The sequence below is a fragment of the Nostoc sp. genome, assembly GCF_036919675.1.
Taxonomy (GTDB): Bacteria; Cyanobacteriota; Cyanobacteriia; order Cyanobacteriales; family Nostocaceae; genus Nostoc.
Map to the genome: position 1 here is coordinate 347,983 of NZ_JBALCP010000134.1, position 16,221 is coordinate 364,203.

A 16,221-nucleotide genomic window follows, 5' to 3' on the forward strand; every position below is an offset into this window, starting at 1 on the left:
TTCTTAATTGTATAAAATAATATTATATACGAGGAAGTGTTACAATTTCTAGCTGATCTTGATATTTACCTTGACGGGCCTCATAACTGATAGCGCAGGGTTCACCTTCTAAAAATAGTAATTGCACCACACCTTCATTAGCGTAGATGCGACAGTCAGCACTAGAAGAATTAGAAAATTCTAAGGTAAGATGACCTCGCCATGCAGCCTCAGCAGGCGTTAAGTTTGCAATTATTCCACACCTTGCATACGTAGATTTACCTATACAAATTACTGTAATATTCTCAGGAACCTCTAGTTTTTCCAGAGCGACCCCAAGTCCATAGGAATGAGCAGGTAAAATAAAGTAGTTGCCATTGGCATCTGTGTGCAGTGCTGTTGGCTCCAAATTTTGGGGATTAAAGTTTTTGGGATCAACTACAGTTCCGGGTATGTGGCGAAAAATGCGGAACTCAGCCGGAGAAAGGCGTATATCGTAGCCGTAAGAAGATAAACCATAGCTGATTACAGGTTGAACCGCTACAGACTCATCTTTTTGCACTTTTCGGATTAAACTTGGCTCAAAGGGCGAAATTAGACCCTGTTGAGCCATTTCAGTAATCCAGATATCGTTTTTAATCACAAGTTCACAGCTAATTCAAACCGAATTACTAGAATATCGTGAACTGAGTATTTTGTTTAGGGTCGATAACTTCGGCGGATCTCTGTAATTTGATCTGCTACATCTAAGAGAGATTTTGGCATCTCTGGCCCTGTGAGAATTATATCGACCTGGGGAGGGCGTTTTGCCAGAAACGCTAAAACTTCGCTTTCAGGAATTAAACCAAAATTAATCGCTAAACTTAACTCATCCAAGACTACGAGAGAATACTTGCTTTCACACACTACCTGTTGTGTATACAGCCACAGCTTTTGTAAGGCTTGGTTTTCTGTATCTTCTAAATCTGGTGTATCGATACAACGAGGTAAATCACAGCGAATCCAATCTAAATTTTGCCCTAGTTGTATGGGTCGATCATGTCCTTGACGAATACCTCCTTTGAGGAACTGCACTATTAATACTGGCGTTCCTTGTCCAGCTATTCTCAGTGATTGAGCCATAACGCTCGTAAAAAAGTTGCGATGGGAGCTAGTGAAAACTTGCACTAGTCCTTCAACTGGATATGGTAAGGGAAGGGTTGAATTGATACTTGGAGTTTCTAGCTGGGCAACCATAGGGTTAAGTTCAAAAAGATACAATAAATTAAGGTTTTCTGCTGACCGAAGAGGACTCTTGGGAAGGCAGATTTGGGAACTTGGGGAAAAAAGAAAAAACCCCTTATCTACTTTCTTTTCAAGAAGAGTGAATTCATTTATGCAGAAAAAGAAAAGTTTCTTCCGAGATTGCTTGCAACGAGGTATAAGGCGTTCAAGTTTTCAGAGCAAGTAGATTTATCTATGGGGTAACCCCAAAATCCCCCTATCCCAAGAGTCCCTTATCCCAAAAGTCCTCTAGTTGACAGTAATTCTTACAAATCTGCCTGTATAATTAATCTGTTTTTCACACGTGTGGTGGATTTGGCAAATTGCATTCTTAGTCAAACACTACGTTTGTGCTGAAGTCAAGAGTTATTTTCGTTTTTTGTCTGAAAGTAGTTGTAAAAATGAAAACACATGAGTTAGAGTTCCAATTATTTCAAAAAAGCTGGGCATAACGGCTGAAAATCGCTATATGTTAGATTTCCCGGTTGTTTGGGCAAAACAGACTTAACAAGTAGTGAATTTGACAGGATGAGGAGTTAATTGTTGTGAGATTGGTGATTCTGGGAGGTTCAGGATCGGGGAAAAGCACTCAAGGACAAAGGCTTTGCAGATACTTTGATATTCCTCTGATTTCTACAGGAGAGATTTTACGGGAAGCAATATCTAGCGATCAGCCTTTTCCGGAATTTCAATGGTTACAAGCCGATCCCCGGACTTCTCTTTCGGTTTACGCTAGCTTGAGTGAACTAGGTTACCACGCACGGCCCTACATGCAAAAAGGGGAGTTAGTTCCAGACGAAATGATCATTGAATTGATCCAAATTCGCCTCAGACAACCAGATATTGACTGTGCTTGGGTGTTAGAAGGCTATCCCCGTACTGTTTTCCAAGCTGAAGAATTAGATTTTTTATTGGATAATTTAGGGCAAAAACTAGATTGGGCAATTTATCTCCAAGTCTCAGAAGCAGTCATGGTTAGCCGATCCTTGGGGCGATCGCTACCAGATGACCAACCGGAAATTGTGCAACGCCGTGTAGAATTATTCTACGATCGCACCATTCCCATCCTAGAATATTACGACCGTCGTCGCCGCCTATTGACCATCAACGGCGACCAGTCACCAGATATGGTGCAGCAAAATATTTTGACTCTGCTTTCAGTTCCTTAGAAAAGGAGCAGGGGAGGCAGGGGAAGAACTATTGATTATTGACCCATGCCCAATGCCCAATGCCCAATGCCCAATGCCCCTAAAATGATGATTTGCAACACTAAGGTAACCTTAAGGCAGTATTGTAAAACTTGAGGCAACTCTAATGGCTTGGCAGCGTCCAGACGGCCGTCTTCCCTACGAATTACGTCCAATCAGCTTTTACCCCAGTTTCACCCGCTTTGCCCCAGGTTCTGTTCTCACCAGATGTGGTGACACTCAGGTACTTTGTACCGTTAGCGTTACTAAAGGAGTTCCGAAGTTTCTTGAAGGAACTGGTAAAGGCTGGTTAACTGCTGAGTACCGGATGTTACCATCTGCTACTCAAAAACGGCAAGAAAGGGAATTATTGAAATTATCTGGACGGACGCAAGAAATTCAACGTCTAATTGGCCGTAGCTTACGCGCAGCAGTGGATTTTGAGGCTCTGGGAGAACGCACGCTGACTGTAGATGCCGATGTTTTGCAAGCAGACGCTGGAACTCGGACAACAGCGATTACAGGCTCTTTTGTCGCGTTGGCTCATGCGATTTCTAAATTGTTGCAGTCGGGCGGGTTGGAGCGATCGCCTCTGTGTGGACAGGTAGCAGCAGTTTCCGTAGGATTACTGGAGGGAGAGCCATTTTTGGATCTAAATTATCTTGAAGATGTGGCTGCAACAGTAGATTTTAACGTGGTGATGAATCAACACCTGGGAATTATTGAAGTCCAAGGAACAGCCGAAGAAGGCAGCTTTAGCCGTACTCAGTTGGATCAACTCCTAGATGTCGCTCAAAAAGGAATTCAGCAATTGTTAATCGCCCAACGCGAAGCGATCGCTGACTGGGAAGCATTGTTTGTAATTAATTAGTTTTATTAATTTTTAATAAGAATTAATAAATGTATCCTCTATGGCGTTACTCAACAAAGTATCAAGTAACTGGGTGTAAATAAAAATAATCATGAAAGTAATTAGTAGTTAGTACAACTGACTACTGACAACTCACCGTTAAAAATGATAATGAGCGTCTATATTTTTCCAGCCTACTTAATCCACGATGTTAAATGTTTCAAAATTTCAAAAGGAGGATTGTAATAAGTTCGGTATTGTATTGCTGGAAGCCAGCAATATGATGAAGCCATGAACAAAACCGTTGAAGTTCTACCGGATCAGCCAGCACTAGTTGCACGAGCGCTAGAATTAATTCTGTCCAAGTTAGAAACTGCCATTGAGCAGCGGGGGCGGTTTAGCATCGCCTTATCTGGCGGTAGTACACCTAAACCGTTATACGAAGCGATCGCTAATCAAAAACTGCCTTGGGATAAAATTCATATATTTTGGGGGGATGAGCGTTACGTACCACCAGATCACCCCGATAGCAATGAACTGATGACGCGTCGTGCGTGGCTAGATCGTGTTGACATCCCAGCGGCTAACATTCATCCCGTACCAACTTTAGAAGCCAATCCAGAACTGGCTGCTGCTAAGTATGAACAACAACTCAAAGAATTTTTCAATTCTCCTGGGGTCGAGTTTCCCTCATTGGATGTAGTATTACTAGGAATGGGTGATGATGCACATACCGCATCTTTGTTTCCCCACACAGAGGCTCTCAAAGTACGCGATCGTCTGCTGACTGTGGGTAACAAAAATGGAAACCTCAGGATAAGTTTCACATACCCCTTTATCAACTCTGCTCACAGCGTGATTTTTCTGGTTGCTGGTGCTAATAAACGACCAGCTTTGGCGCAAGTCTTTGCACCTGTAGCGGATGACTTCACTTACCCATCTCGCTTAATTCAGCCCCAAGGTGAACTTTGGTGGCTGCTGGATGCGGCAGCAGGTTTGGAACTCCAACATTAAACAATGGGGCACTTGTACTGAGCATCTCGGCTTCTCTACGAGACGCTACGCGAACGCTCGATGGAGCCGGCGTCGAAGTATTGGGCGCAAGAGGCAGTGCAAAGGGGCAGAAAGACTTACTGTAACTTCCCCTCTGCTCCTCTGGTTACTGAGCGCAGTCGTTGGCGCAGCCTCTCGTAGAGAAGTATGCTCCTTTCCTCGCGTCAGAGCGTCCAATTCATTGTTCCATCAGCAGTAATTGCTAGAATCTAAAGCTAGGGCCGCTCTCTGCTTGCCAGTCCTACCTATATTTATGATGATCTTGAACAAAGGCTAAATATCGATGATCGTCTGCCCTAATTGCAATCATCCTAACCCTGACGGCGCTGTCCAGTGTGAAGCTTGCTATACACCCTTACCCGCGACTACTAACTGTCCCAGTTGTGGGGCAACTGTGCAGGCAGATGCTGCATTCTGCGGTCAGTGTGGCTATAACCTTCACTCCGCAGGAGTTCCACATGTTCATACTGCGGTAGCTGCAACAGTTACTCCCGATATTCCTGTGGAAGTTCCGCAGTTAGATCCACCCGATCCACTGTTAGAACTTTTACAACCAGATGCTTTAGGAATAAGCGGTTCTACTAATTCCCATCCCTCCGGCTCATCTTTACCACCAACAGAGGTAGCAGTTACCCCAGTAGCTCCACCACAGGTATCTGTTACAGAAAGCAGCCTCCCAGAACCACCGCCAACCGTTGTAGCTCAACCCGTAGTTTCTGGACAAACTATTCCGACTCCACCACCTTTGGAACCAACGCCAGCCTCTGAAGCCGAACTACCCCCGCCAGCAGCAGCACCAACTGCAACTGCTGCCAGAACGCAATTGCAGCAGGTTACAGCGCGGTTAATCCACGTTCAAAGTGATCGGTTAATTGAATTGCCGCAAAATCTCTCTGTGATTCATATCGGCAAGCTGAATGACCGGATTCCCCCTGATATAGATGTTTCAGGATTTCCCAATTCAGAAATTGTCTCGCGGATTCATGCAGATATTCGCGTCGAGGGAGACGCTCACTATGTAGAGGATGTGGGAAGTTCCAATGGCACCTACATTAATAATTTGCCGCTCTTACCGGGGAATCGTCACCGCTTGCGACCAGGCGATCGCATCAGCTTGGGTAAAGGAGACTTAATGACATTCCTGTTTCAACTTGCTTAACTGATTCTCGATCAATTGTGACATCAGTCTAGGCGTTTTCTGCCCATCCTCCGGCATTCCTTTTGGAGGATAAACAAATGAACCGCATCAGACAAGCGACGGATAACTATGTTGTTCTTGATAGCGCCATAGTTTACAGCCGTCGCTTTGATGTGCGAATTGTTGCATTCCCCAGCAACCCCACTACCTTAATAATTACACTAGGATGGATGAAAATACACTGCCAATTTTAGATTTTGAATTTTCCGAAAAATCTAAAATCGTTCGACTGAGCGTTCGCGCAGCGTCTCGTAGAGAAGTCGAAGTCTAAAATCCAAAATTGAGTGACCAATGAAGGAACCAAGCAAAAATTTTAAACCCTTGCTCACCAAAGAAGCCCCGCCAGTTGTTGAACGTATGGGGCTAACCTGGCTAATTGCAGCAGCGATCGCAACTGCTTTACTGTGGCAAATACCAGGAGGGGATTATATCTTATACCCATTTACAATCCTGGCAACTTGGTTTCATGAAATGGGTCACGGCTTAATGGCACTCCTATTAGGGGGACAGTTTCAGAAGTTGCAGATTTTTAGCAATGGTTCCGGTGTCGCAACTTATGGCATCCGGCCGTTATTGGGGCCAATTGGCCCAGCAATGGTCGCAGCAGCAGGGCCAATGGGGCCGCCTCTTGCGGGTGCAGCTTTGATTCTGGCTTCCCGCAGTTTTACCACAGCTACCCTGAGTTTAAAAATATTAGGGAGTTTTTTGCTGTTTTCTACATTAATTTGGGTGCGTTCCTGGTTTGGATTGGTGGCAATTCCCTTACTGGGTTTAATAATCTTGGGTATCGCCCTGAGAGCACCTCGCTGGGCCCAAGGGTTTGCCATTCAATTGCTGGGTGTACAAGCTTGTGTGAGTACGTACCATCAACTTGATTATCTATTTAGTAGCTCTGCTGGCCCCCTTGGACTCTCTGATACAGCGCAAATGCAGCGGTATTTGCTTTTACCTTACTGGTTTTGGGGCGGTTTGATGGCGATCGCATCTCTGGTGATTTTAGTCCAAAGTCTCCGCGTTGCCTATCGTTCAAAATGAATATGCTCCCTTAGCGAGCGCCAAGCATTACTTAAACTGAAGGTTGAGCGCGAATTTCATTTGCACAAGCACGACCCTGTTCAAGATCAGCAATATTAGCAACAGTTGTTTCGGCAATATTGTAGAGAGCTTCTACTGTAAAAAAGGCTTGATGTCCGGTAATAAGTACATTGGGGAACGTTGTCAGACGTTGGAAAATATCATCTTGAATAATTTCGCCAGACAAATCTTCAAAGAACAATTCCGATTCTTGTTCGTAGACATCCACACCGAGATAGCCAATCTTACCAGACTTCAATCCCTCAATCACTGCTTGGGTATCAATCAGCGCTCCTCGGCTAGTGTTAATTAGCATCACGCCTGACTTAATCTGTTTGATAGCCTCAGCGTTAATCAAGTGATGCGTTTCGGGAATCAGGGGGCAATGCAGGGAGATAATATCGGAGTTGGCAAATAGCTCAGGTAGTTCTACATACTTTCCACCTAGCGCCTCCAATTCTGGATTGTGATAAACGTCATAGGCGAGTAGGTTACAGCCAAACCCCTTCATAATCTGTCCTAAAATCAGACCGATTTTGCCAGTGCCGACAATCCCCACTGTGCGCTCATGCAAATTAAATCCCAACAGTCCATCTAGGGAAAAATTGCCTTCTCGGACACGGTTATAGGCACGATGAATTTTGCGATTCAAGCTTAAAATCAATCCTACAGCATGTTCTGCTACTCCGTAGGGTGAATAGGCAGGAACACGCACAACAGTAATTCCTAAATCCGCTGCGGCTTGTAAGTCTACATTGTTAAACCCTGCACAGCGAAGGACAACCAGCCGAGTTCCCCATGAGGCGAGAAGCTCTAAAGTTGGGGCATCAACTTGGTCATGCACAAATACGCAAACCGTCGGAAATCCGGTGGCGAGGATAGCAGTATCCCGATTTAAACGGGGTTCAAAAAACACTAATTCGTGTTGGGTGAGAGAATTTGCAGCTGACAAAAAATGCCGATCATAGACTTTTGTACTGAAGACTGCTACTTTCATGCAAAACCTCAAGCTGTATGCTGCATGGTATTCGACTACATAATACCTTGGCAGTTAGAGAAGCGATGTCTATGACGGGCTATTCGGCATCACAGCTTTGAACATTGCCAGTCTTCAGGATTGGTGTTGGTGTAAGCGATTCAATTTTCTCGGTGAGTACTAAACTCAAACGTTTCCCTCAAAAATTAAGTGTTAATTATGCTTCATACCCAATAAATAATTAAGGTAAATGACTGACTTTTGGCTGCTCGAAGTAGCCATACATCACCCGAGAAACTTGACGAATAAAATCCCTAGCTCTATTGTCATTATTCGGTCTTCGGACAAAAATTCCTGCTAAATAACGCTTACCTGATGGCGTTTCAATGATACCCGCATCGCCTAGTACAAACCGCAGAGTACCTGTTTTATGAGCAATATTTGCACCATAACCTAAGCCAGATGGGAGCAATGTTCTATTGTGACAACGAATCATAATACCTAAAACTTGGGATTGACTTGTCATCGAAATTAACTGATTATTTGTAATCAAAGCTGACAGTCGTACCAAGTCTTTTGCACTAGTTTTATTAGTTCCTTTAAAGTCTCCTAGCAGATTGTGAATTACAGTGCTTTGCAATCCCCAACGGTGAAACTTTTGATTTAATTTAGATACACCACCTAAACGGTCAATAATCATATTTGTAGCAGTGTTATCGCTAATAGTCATCATCTTAGTTGCAGTTTGCAAGAGACTAAGCTTAGTTCCGACTCGTTGATACTGCATATCTCCAGAACCGCCAGTGACATGTTTCCGTCGCATCACTAAAGTTTCACCTAGTTTGATTCTCCCTGCATCTACTTCCTGAAACAAAGCAATCAAAATAGGATATTTAATTGTGCTAGCGGCAGAAAAAGCTTTATCACCATTAAAACTAAAATAATCCCCGGTTTGTAAGTCCATAAAAAACATTCCGGGAGTGAGGAATTTATAATGCTCCATTAATGCTTTGATAGGAGTTTTTAGTTCTGATATCTCGCGTCCCAGAGGAACTAAACCAGTGAATTTAGAAGTATTTATTCGGTTGACAGGATCGCTTAGAGGAACCGGAGGAATAAATTGAAGTTTTGGTAATTGTAAATTATATTGATTTGCACTCCAGTCATTTACGTTGCCAACTTGATTTGTGTTGGGATTCGCTTTTACTGGGGACGACAGTAAAAGAATACTTGTAAGGCTCAGTAAGAACCAGCGTAGTTTCATGCAGTGCTGTGAGGATAGTGTTGGATTTATTTACAGAGATTTTCCAAAGAAGTTAATCAAATCCGGATTGATTGACATAGTAATCCCTAAAATATCCCATGTCAAGAGAGATTAATAACACATTACCTAGAATATTGAAAACAAGAATTGTGGCAAAAAAACACAAGGTTGAATATATAAAATATGCATAGAGCACATCAATTAATTATGTATTTATACAAATATTAATAGATTATGATTACTGTTTTAATTTCGCTAGCAATGATTTATACATGGCGAGAGGGATAAAAAAAGCACTTGTAGTGGAACCAATTAAAAAACGGAAACTAAAGACTACAAAATGACTAATGCTCATTGGCTTTTGAGGATTTTCTCACTGTTCTAAAAGTTCTACAGGAGATTTATCTGCAACAGGTTGGGTGTTTGTTTCAGAGGTCATCTTAGAGGATGTTTGAAAAGTATTTCTGGTACTCTAAAACCTAACTCCCCTAGCCCCCCTTCCCTACAAGAGAATGGGGATTTCAAAGCCTCTCAGGAGTGAGAGAGAGGAATGGAAGTAGGGTTTTTAGTATACTTTAGGACTTTTCAAACATCCTCTTAGTTAACCTGATGAATTGCTAACTGCCAGAGTTGAATTTCATAACAGAGATGCTTATCAAAAATGGTGCGTGCTGCTAACCCCTCGACAATCGGCTTTTCCAGCCAGCGTTTGAACGCTAAACGACCGATCGCGTGTAATGGTGGGAGTGCGATCGCTACGACATCCGCAATATATTTGATGGTAGTCAGCCCAAAAGTCCGGAAGTTATCAACACCCAAGTCAATCGTTGGTGCAATTTGGCTGGAAATGTCCTCAGTCTTAATTAACTTGAATCCAGCTTTTATCAACGCCGCCTGAAGTTCGCTAACAACATGACAATTAGAAAAAATGCCCTTTTGATATCCAGCATCAGAGCGCATCATATCCGCAAGCAATAGGTAGCCACCACTACTCAATAAACGAGCTGCACCTTGAGCTAAATCGTCAGCAGCAATATATTGGCTGCTTTCACTGAACAGAACTAGGTCGTAGGAGTGTGAAGTGTGAAAATCTTCAAATCTCGTTAAGTAGAAAGGTACTTGAGAGTTGGTATTCTTGATAAACTTCTCTTGTTGGATTACATCGGGTGCTAATCCCTCAACAGTGAAACCGCGTGAGCACAAATATGCTGCGTTCCCACCGATACCGCAACCTACGTCAAGCACAGTTTTTGTATCCTCTGGAATAAAACTCAAAAGCTTGGCTGCATAAGCAACTTGCGCCGCACGCAGGCGACTTACAGTCAATTCTTCACCCGCAGTAGGTAGTGGCTCCCAATAGCCGTAATGGAGATAGGAGGAATCTGTGATTCCCATATAATAATCTATCGCCGCATTTTGATATCGAGTTGGTTTGGGAATGTTGATTGATTTTGACTTCAGCATTGATGAATAAAGTAAGTTTTAGGGTATTAGACTTGGTTGAAATTCTGACCAACGTTTGCAAACTTGTTCGTAGCAATCGGGTAGAGTAATTTTTAGTTGATGTAAGAAATTGACCTCAATCTGAGGATCAGCCTTCTCTACGAGACGCTGCGCCAACACCACCAGAAAAATATCTCTGGGTGTGATTGACTCGCTAGGTAATTGCGCCAACCACGATAATCGGAAATGTCTTGGGCTTGGGCGTTGCCGGAGCATTCCGTTACACAATAAAAAGCGATAATGTTATAGTAGTTTAGGAAATCTGCTAAAATTTCCCTTACTTCATAGCATATGAGTATAGAATAGATACTCAAATCTGTAAATAAATAGCTGGAGAGGTGTCCGAGTGGTTGATGGTGACGCACTCGAAATGCGTTTTGGGGAAACCCAACGGGGGTTCGAATCCCCCCCTCTCCGTTTTACCTTATTCTGCAAGCATTTCAATTATTTAAGCTTGAAGTCATCTGGTTTAATTAGTTTAAGTTATGTAACTATGGTTAAATCATAAGTATACGCAACATCATATTCATTATTGCCACAAAATTTAAAATATTCTATAAATTCCGAACTATTATAAATATTAATTTATTCAATCTTATTGGACTGAATAATCAGATTGCTTTGATGTTTTTCGCTAATTTGGTTATTAGCTTTAGTCAACAAATCTATAAAAATTTCGTTTACTAATTCGTGGGCGCTAATATTTTCATCTACACCGAAACAGACTTTCACTTCTAGGCGTATTGCGTAATTCTTCAGTTAATTCCTTTGCAAACTCAGATATTGAGTTCTAAGGCATTAAAACTTTGAGTTTTTTTGGGATAAACTAATGCCATCATGTGAGGAGTGAACAATGGCAAATCACAGCATGGGGAGAGTGCTCTCATTTAGTTTTATCAGCGTCTGTTTATATCTGGGTATTAGTATAGGAGTCATTATCCGGCTTGGGCAATCACAGCGATTAAACGCTGCTACTACACCTATCGAGCCTGTGCAATTTCCATTACCTATCCCTGAACTTACGCCATCAACAACAAAACAACAAACCTTTCCAGACACTATTACCATCAAAGCCGTTGGAGATATTATTCCCGGCACTAATTTCCCTAATTATAGATTACCCCGTTTTCGAGATCAATTATTACCAAAGTCAGTGAGAACTCAGTTGCAAGGATCTGATATCTTATTTGGTAACTTTGAAAGTAGCTTAACTAATTATCCCTACACTGCCAAAGATATTAGTCGTGGACAAGTATTTGCCTTTCGCTCCCCACCTGCATATGCCCAGCTATTTGCTGAAGCTGGTTTTAATGTGTTAAATATGGCGAATAACCATGCAATGGACTTTGGCCCAGTAGGATTTAAAGATACAAAGAAAAATCTTGAGGCTGTGGGCATTGCAACATTAGGTCATAAAAATCAAATTCTCTATTTGAAAGCTAACAATATCTCTGTGGCAATGATCGGGTTTTCTCCTTATGAAATATATAATTCCATCCATAATTTAGGAGTAGCCCAAGCACTCGTAGCAGAAGCCAAAAAGAAAGCCAAGATTATAGTAGTATCGATGCACGCTGGCGCCGAAGGAACGGGGGCACTACAAGTTAAGAATCAGACAGAGTTTTTTTATGGAGAAAACCGAGGTAATTCAATCAAGTTTGCTCGAAACATGATTGATGCGGGAGCAGACTTAGTACTAGGACATGGCCCTCACGTTCCCAGAGCGATGGAAATCTATAAAGGAAAAATCATTGCCTATTCTTTAGGAAATTTTCTGGGATACCGGACTTTATCTACAAATGCTCAGACGGGTGACTCAATGATTTTAGAAGTTAAACTCAACCCAGCGGGAAATTTGGTATCAAGTAAAATTATTCCTGTTCGGATGGATCGACAGGGAATCCCTCATATTGATCAGCGTTTTCAGACTGTAAGACTTATGCGTTATTTGAATAATCAAGCTTTTCCCAAGAATCCGGTGAAAATTAATAAGAAGGGGGAAATTGTTGTAGGCAATATCAAATAAAGAACCCTTTAATTGTTATCATCTCCCAATTTTTCCGGAAATTTCTCATTTTGAGGTTGACTCTGAATCGGTGAATTTGGCGTTTCCTGTGTTGGTACTACTACACCAGAAGGATCTGACTCTTTGGATTCGGTTGATGGTGCTGTTGGTATAACCACAGGATGTGATCGATTTAGAGGCTGAGGGGAGGCAGAATTTTGCTTAAAAACAGGTGAGTTATTTTGTGGCAATGGTGCCGGGGAAGCATTACGAGATGACCGGATCGCCCGTAGTTTCTCTACTAGCGAGGGTGTAGGTGAAACCTTAGGTAAAGGTGCGGATTGTTCAGAATCACGCCGTTGTGATTCTCCTGTAGGGTTGCTGGGAGTTTCTGGCGGGGAAGAACGACGATTACGCCGCCGCTGCTTGGAATTAGAAACAGGTGCTGATTCGGTTCTTGAGGTGGTGTTAGTCTGTTCACCATTCTCGAAGCTAGGTACTTTCGCGGCTGGCTTTTGAGTTGGCTGTTCAAAAAGCGGCTTTGCTGTTGGCTGCGGCTGAGATTTGGGTAAGATTCTAGTGATGCCAAAACCTGCTGTAGCGGCAACCAAGGCTACACCTATACCAATGAATATTTTAGATGACCCCAGTTTTTTCGCCACTACAGTCTCCTTGGCGATGCCTGGGTTGGGCTGCACCAACACAGATGGTCTATGAAGGTGGTTTTGGGTAGTTTTCCCAATTAATGCTGCCTGTTGGGCAGATAAATTGACAGTTGGGACTGCGTAAGTGGCTAAGGCTTCCGGTGTCATGTTCACCCCATCTCCAGGTAGCAGTTGTAACCACTCAGCAACTGTCGCTGGCCGAAAACGAGACTCCACCGCCATACCGCGCATTACGGCCTGATTGACAGCAGCACTCAAATGTGGTTGCAGTTCGCGGGGGGAAGGCATTTGTTCGCGATCGCGCAATAATGCTGGCATAGGAACTTGAGCAGTCAACAGGGCATACAAGGTTGCGGCTAAACCATAAACATCCGTGGCGGGTGTGCGCGGCGCTTGCGTCAGGTACTGCTCAATTGGAGAATAGCCCTCAGAAACCATACCCGTGTGAGTCTGCCTCACACTGCCATTAAATTCCCTGGCAATGCCAAAATCAATTAGCACTACTTCCTGTGTTCCAAGACGTTGGATGATATTATCTGGTTTGACATCTCGGTGCAGCAAACCGTTATTGTGTACTACCTGCAAAGCTGCCCCAATTTGCCGGATGTAATGAATTGCTGTAGCTTCTGGCAAAGATATCCCTGGTAATACAAATGCGTCTGTCAAGGTTTCGCCAGGAATGTATTCCATCACCATGTAAGGCAGTCCAGCTTCAACAAAAAAGTCACTGACTCGAACTATATTTGGGTGGATACACGTAGCTAATCGTCTGGCTTCATCTTGGAATTGGCGCTCAAATTTCGCGAAATCAGGATGTTGTCGCAGCCGTTCATTGATGGTTTTCATCACCACCTCCAGGCCCAAGTAGTGATGGGTAGCTTTAAACGTAATGCCAAAGCCACCCCGCCCTATTTCTTGAATTAGGGTATATTTTCCATCCTGCAAAATTGTGCCTGCTAACATAGAGAATCCTGAGTCTTGAGTGAGCAGATAACTAGCGAGTTCTGAGTCTTGAGGGATTACCAAAAAATTTTCCCATATTTTATATAGGGCAGGGTTCTTGCCTGTCTATCCTACAGGATGATTTAGTTGTTGGAACTCCCTAAGCGGGAAAAACCTCCCCACGATCACAACAGTTTTATCTTTTTCATAGGATAACGCGGGAGTCGAGAAATCCTGAAGGAAAAAACAGACTCAAGTTGTCTTCCACGTCCGTGATGTCAAGCAGGAAACTTGATTCTACATCCTACTTGCTACAACGCCTAAAGAGCAATTCACTGACTCGGCTCTAGCCACATTAAAAGGGATCGCTTCTGTGATTTACAACTCTGCCTGCAAATTGCTCAAGTCTGAGTTTTGCTGTCTTACTATTAACCATAAGCAAAAAATCAGTAAAATTCTTTCATTACCAAGTTACCAGCTTTTGCAGTTGGAGTAACGGTTTTAGCAGGTGCAGCCGTTGCTTGCTGAGTGACATTGCCAGCAGCTAAAGTAGCTAAAGTAAAAATTGCAGTAGCAGAAACTCGCATAATATTTAATCTAATTAACTGGGAGTTATACCAATTTTGGATTTTAGATTTTGGATTTCGGATTTTAGATTAAAAGTCTTGAACAGAAGACTATTCCAGGAATTTTAAACAATACTACCTATGCAAAATTGGTGTTAGTTGTAGGGAAGTAAAGAAATAGGGATAATACTAACTTCCAGCTTCTTCGCCGATTTTCCTATCTATACCTCTTACCCAAACAGACTGTTAATATTGATGTTTTGTTTCTTATGAGTAATCTATCTCGCTTATCCCTAGCCTCTAACTCCCAAGCTGCAACTTCTCCTTTGCGGTTACTTGTATTAAGTAATGGTCATGGGGAAGATGTAATTGCAGTTCGGATTTTGCAAGAACTCCAACGACAATCAAACCCACCAGAGATATTTGCTTTATCTCTGGTGGGCGAGGGACGTGCTTATCAACAGTTGAATATCCCTCTGATCGGTTCAGTCCGCACTATGCCTTCTGGCGGCTTTATTTATATGGATGGACGTCAATTAGTGCGGGATGTACGCGGTGGTTTATTGCAACTTACCCTTAGCCAGATTAAAGCTGTCCGCCGTTGGGTGAGTTCTCAAAAAAAATTAGGTAATAAAAGAGCAATTTTAGCTGTGGGAGATATTGTCCCGCTATTGTTTGCAACTTTCAGTGGCGCTAATTATGCTTTTGTGGGTACGGCGAAATCTGAATATTATGTGCGGGATGAAGCTGGATTATTACCACGCAAATCCAAAGATGCGCGTTGGGAAAACTTTTCTGGTTCAGTTTACCATCCTTGGGAACGTTGGTTAATGAGTCGTCGCCGTTGTAAGGCAGTGTTCCCTAGAGATGCACTGACGACGGAAATATTAAAACAATGGCCAATTCTAACTTTTAATTTGGGTAATCCGATGATGGATGGTCTGCAACCGACCTTTTCACGCCAACAATTTTATAGTCAGGATAGTCAACAGCAAGAAACAGTTCGACCTTTAATGGTGACTCTTCTTCCTGGTTCCCGTCCACCAGAGGCATATACTAACTGGGAAACAATTCTAATTGCCGTATCTGCGTTGATGGCAAGTTTCCAGGAGCGAGATTCAGTGTTCTATACTTCTGGCACAGTAGTGTTTTTAGGTGCGATCGCTCCTGGTTTAGACTCTAATATTTTATCCCAAAGTGTGCAATCCCAAGGCTGGCAAACTCAATCAGCATGTCCTATCAAAATCTCTGATCCAAATGTCTTGACATTTAAACAAAGGAATGCATATCTATTGCTGACACAACAAGCCTATAATGACTGTCTGCATTTGGGAGATTTAGCGATCGCAATGGCAGGTACAGCCACAGAACAGTTTATCGGTTTAGGGAAACCTGCGATCGCAATTCCCGGTAATGGGCCCCAATTTAACCCGGGCTTTGCTGAAGCTCAAAGTCGTCATTTAGGCTCATCTTTGATTTTAGTCGAGCAGCCAGCAGAAGTTTCCCAAATAGTCCAGTCCCTATTCAAAAATCCTGATATTTTGCAAATTATTGCCGAAAATGGTCTACGACGCATGGGTAAACCAGGAGCCGCATTACGCATTGCGGAATGTTTACAGGAACGATTGGGTTAAAGAGGCATTGGGCATTAGAGACAGAGCGCAGCAGCCAAGGGGGAAAATTAAAATTACCTCTT

The 16,221-nt window shown here is 42.9% G+C and carries 16 protein-coding genes and 1 tRNA gene; 9 read left to right on the plus strand and 8 right to left on the minus strand.

The window, feature by feature from the left end; translation table 11 throughout:
* Positions 1-22: 22 nt before the first annotated feature.
* Positions 23-592, minus strand: coding sequence for a dCTP deaminase (gene dcd, locus V7K49_RS31445; RefSeq protein ID WP_335209227.1), 570 nt, complete (start codon positions 590-592; stop codon positions 23-25).
* Positions 593-678: 86 nt separating this feature from the next.
* Complete coding sequence (locus tag V7K49_RS31450; RefSeq protein WP_334865941.1) at positions 679-1,215, minus strand: P-loop NTPase family protein; 537 nt, start codon at positions 1,213-1,215, stop codon at positions 679-681.
* A 572-nt stretch (positions 1,216-1,787) separates the two neighbouring features.
* On the opposite strand from V7K49_RS31450, the gene V7K49_RS31455 reads away from it, so the two are divergent.
* The 6 genes from V7K49_RS31455 (at position 1,788) to V7K49_RS31480 (ending at position 6,565) form a co-directional block, all read left to right on the plus strand.
* Entirely contained in the window at positions 1,788-2,411 is a 624-nt protein-coding gene (locus tag V7K49_RS31455) for an adenylate kinase family protein (RefSeq protein ID WP_335209138.1), read from the plus strand.
* Between the two features lie 145 nt (positions 2,412-2,556).
* Complete coding sequence (gene rph, locus V7K49_RS31460; protein WP_335209139.1) at positions 2,557-3,300, plus strand: ribonuclease PH; 744 nt, start codon at positions 2,557-2,559, stop codon at positions 3,298-3,300.
* A 270-nt stretch (positions 3,301-3,570) separates the two neighbouring features.
* Positions 3,571-4,293 (plus strand): 6-phosphogluconolactonase, encoded by a 723-nt coding sequence (gene pgl, locus V7K49_RS31465; RefSeq protein WP_335209141.1) that lies wholly within the window; start codon positions 3,571-3,573, stop codon positions 4,291-4,293.
* A 322-nt stretch (positions 4,294-4,615) separates the two neighbouring features.
* The gene (locus V7K49_RS31470; protein ID WP_334865933.1) at positions 4,616-5,491 is read left to right on the plus strand and encodes an FHA domain-containing protein; all 876 of its coding nucleotides are present in this window, start codon (positions 4,616-4,618) and stop codon (positions 5,489-5,491) included.
* Positions 5,492-5,568: 77 nt separating this feature from the next.
* Positions 5,569-5,724: a hypothetical protein gene (locus V7K49_RS31475; protein ID WP_335209142.1), complete on the plus strand. Its 156-nt coding sequence runs from the start codon at positions 5,569-5,571 to the stop codon at positions 5,722-5,724.
* Positions 5,725-5,821: 97 nt separating this feature from the next.
* Positions 5,822-6,565, plus strand: coding sequence for a M50 family metallopeptidase (locus V7K49_RS31480; protein WP_335209143.1), 744 nt, complete (start codon positions 5,822-5,824; stop codon positions 6,563-6,565).
* Between the two features lie 31 nt (positions 6,566-6,596).
* Here V7K49_RS31480 and V7K49_RS31485 read toward each other — a convergent pair whose 3' ends face one another.
* From V7K49_RS31485 to V7K49_RS31500, 4 genes are all read right to left on the minus strand, one after another.
* Positions 6,597-7,601 carry a 2-hydroxyacid dehydrogenase gene (locus V7K49_RS31485; RefSeq protein ID WP_335209144.1) on the minus strand — a complete coding sequence of 335 codons (1,005 nt, stop codon included), beginning with the start codon at positions 7,599-7,601 and terminating at the stop codon, positions 6,597-6,599.
* 220 nt (positions 7,602-7,821) lie between these two features.
* Positions 7,822-8,844: a serine hydrolase gene (locus V7K49_RS31490; RefSeq protein WP_335209146.1), complete on the minus strand. Its 1,023-nt coding sequence runs from the start codon at positions 8,842-8,844 to the stop codon at positions 7,822-7,824.
* A 597-nt stretch (positions 8,845-9,441) separates the two neighbouring features.
* Entirely contained in the window at positions 9,442-10,308 is an 867-nt protein-coding gene (locus tag V7K49_RS31495; RefSeq protein ID WP_335209147.1) for a class I SAM-dependent methyltransferase, read from the minus strand.
* A gap of 18 nt (positions 10,309-10,326) precedes the next feature.
* Positions 10,327-10,563 (minus strand): hypothetical protein, encoded by a 237-nt coding sequence (locus V7K49_RS31500; protein ID WP_334865921.1) that lies wholly within the window; start codon positions 10,561-10,563, stop codon positions 10,327-10,329.
* Between the two features lie 116 nt (positions 10,564-10,679).
* Between V7K49_RS31500 and V7K49_RS31505 the strand changes: the two genes are divergently transcribed.
* Positions 10,680-10,764: transfer RNA gene (locus V7K49_RS31505), tRNA-Ser, on the plus strand.
* A 436-nt stretch (positions 10,765-11,200) separates the two neighbouring features.
* The gene (locus V7K49_RS31510; protein WP_334865919.1) at positions 11,201-12,373 is read left to right on the plus strand and encodes a CapA family protein; all 1,173 of its coding nucleotides are present in this window, start codon (positions 11,201-11,203) and stop codon (positions 12,371-12,373) included.
* A gap of 8 nt (positions 12,374-12,381) precedes the next feature.
* Here V7K49_RS31510 and V7K49_RS31515 read toward each other — a convergent pair whose 3' ends face one another.
* Together V7K49_RS31515 and V7K49_RS31520 are read right to left on the minus strand one after the other, a co-directional pair.
* Entirely contained in the window at positions 12,382-13,980 is a 1,599-nt protein-coding gene (locus V7K49_RS31515) for a serine/threonine-protein kinase (protein WP_335209229.1), read from the minus strand.
* 425 nt (positions 13,981-14,405) lie between these two features.
* Entirely contained in the window at positions 14,406-14,546 is a 141-nt protein-coding gene (locus tag V7K49_RS31520) for a hypothetical protein (RefSeq protein WP_335209237.1), read from the minus strand.
* Between the two features lie 248 nt (positions 14,547-14,794).
* Between V7K49_RS31520 and V7K49_RS31525 the strand changes: the two genes are divergently transcribed.
* A complete protein-coding gene (locus tag V7K49_RS31525; protein WP_334865917.1) occupies positions 14,795-16,159 on the plus strand; it encodes a lipid-A-disaccharide synthase-related protein in 1,365 nt (454 codons plus the stop codon).
* Positions 16,160-16,221: the final 62 nt, after the last annotated feature.

Excerpts from the sequence above, each read along its gene's own strand:
- dcd (WP_335209227.1), bottom strand. The coding sequence starts at position 592 with ATGGCTCAACAGGGTCTAATTTCGCCCTTTGAGCCAAGTTTAATCCGA.
- V7K49_RS31450 (WP_334865941.1), bottom strand. The coding sequence starts at position 1,215 with ATGGTTGCCCAGCTAGAAACTCCAAGTATCAATTCAACCCTTCCCTTA.
- rph (WP_335209139.1), top strand. The coding sequence starts at position 2,557 with ATGGCTTGGCAGCGTCCAGACGGCCGTCTTCCCTACGAATTACGTCCA.
- pgl (WP_335209141.1), top strand. The coding sequence starts at position 3,571 with ATGAACAAAACCGTTGAAGTTCTACCGGATCAGCCAGCACTAGTTGCA.
- V7K49_RS31470 (WP_334865933.1), top strand. The coding sequence starts at position 4,616 with ATGATCGTCTGCCCTAATTGCAATCATCCTAACCCTGACGGCGCTGTC.
- V7K49_RS31475 (WP_335209142.1), top strand. The coding sequence starts at position 5,569 with ATGAACCGCATCAGACAAGCGACGGATAACTATGTTGTTCTTGATAGC.
- V7K49_RS31480 (WP_335209143.1), top strand. The coding sequence starts at position 5,822 with ATGAAGGAACCAAGCAAAAATTTTAAACCCTTGCTCACCAAAGAAGCC.
- V7K49_RS31485 (WP_335209144.1), bottom strand. The coding sequence starts at position 7,601 with ATGAAAGTAGCAGTCTTCAGTACAAAAGTCTATGATCGGCATTTTTTG.
- V7K49_RS31490 (WP_335209146.1), bottom strand. The coding sequence starts at position 8,844 with ATGAAACTACGCTGGTTCTTACTGAGCCTTACAAGTATTCTTTTACTG.
- V7K49_RS31495 (WP_335209147.1), bottom strand. The coding sequence starts at position 10,308 with ATGCTGAAGTCAAAATCAATCAACATTCCCAAACCAACTCGATATCAA.
- V7K49_RS31500 (WP_334865921.1), bottom strand. The coding sequence starts at position 10,563 with ATGCTCCGGCAACGCCCAAGCCCAAGACATTTCCGATTATCGTGGTTG.
- V7K49_RS31510 (WP_334865919.1), top strand. The coding sequence starts at position 11,201 with ATGGCAAATCACAGCATGGGGAGAGTGCTCTCATTTAGTTTTATCAGC.
- V7K49_RS31515 (WP_335209229.1), bottom strand. The coding sequence starts at position 13,980 with ATGTTAGCAGGCACAATTTTGCAGGATGGAAAATATACCCTAATTCAA.
- V7K49_RS31520 (WP_335209237.1), bottom strand. The coding sequence starts at position 14,546 with ATGCGAGTTTCTGCTACTGCAATTTTTACTTTAGCTACTTTAGCTGCT.
- V7K49_RS31525 (WP_334865917.1), top strand. The coding sequence starts at position 14,795 with ATGAGTAATCTATCTCGCTTATCCCTAGCCTCTAACTCCCAAGCTGCA.